A 757-nucleotide genomic window follows, 5' to 3' on the forward strand; every position below is an offset into this window, starting at 1 on the left:
GATAGTTGAGAGTGCTTTGTCTGGATGGAAATGCATTATTTACAATTCCATTAAGTAGAGATATGTTATTTAATGATAGATGTGATAGATAGTTCACCATAATGCCTAATGATTGGACTTTGTTGGTGTAATTACTATTTTTATCAACAAAAGGTTCTAATGGTGTTTGATGTGTTTTTCCACATTTCCTACATTTGTAAATTGTGGATTCTATTTTTTGATTTTTATTCAGATTTCTAAGACCATAATCATGTATTTTAAATGAGTCTGAACCACAACATTCACATTTAAAATCACTATTATCGATGTAACGACATTTAAGACTCCTACCTGTCATTTCTTCCAATGTTTGATGATATATTGGGTCTACACGATTATCTAAATATAATATTTCTTCTTCTATCACAACTCTCTTGGTACCATCAGCATTATATATTTTAACATTCAAATTATTACTTGGAGGAAGTTTGTTTTCTCTTTGCATAGATTTAACTATATTCTTCCTCCATTTAATTAATGTTATTATACTCACTTTTTTTTGAATTATACTGAACATTACATGTATATGTTGTACTTTTCATTGAATTTTTTCACTTGTTCACCCTGAAGTTTTTGACACAGTCAAATATAGGCTATGTCAAAAACTTCATGGTTGAGATAATTTTTCCTCTTTCTTGCTCCCATTTTATTCTTTGAAGATCTAAATAGGTTGTTATTCCTTGTTCTGTCTTGTATATTTTTTTCAGGTGTCTTGGTA

General features: G+C 28.9%; 1 pseudogene. It reads right to left on the reverse strand.

The features are described 5' to 3' along the window. Window positions 1-556 (reverse strand): annotated as a pseudogene (locus MBFIL_RS04875) (hypothetical protein); the annotation flags it as partial. Window positions 557-757: the final 201 nt, after the last annotated feature.

Origin of the sequence: Methanobrevibacter filiformis, assembly GCF_001639265.1 — an archaeon.
In the GTDB taxonomy this organism is placed as follows: Archaea; Methanobacteriota; Methanobacteria; order Methanobacteriales; family Methanobacteriaceae; genus Methanacia; species Methanacia filiformis.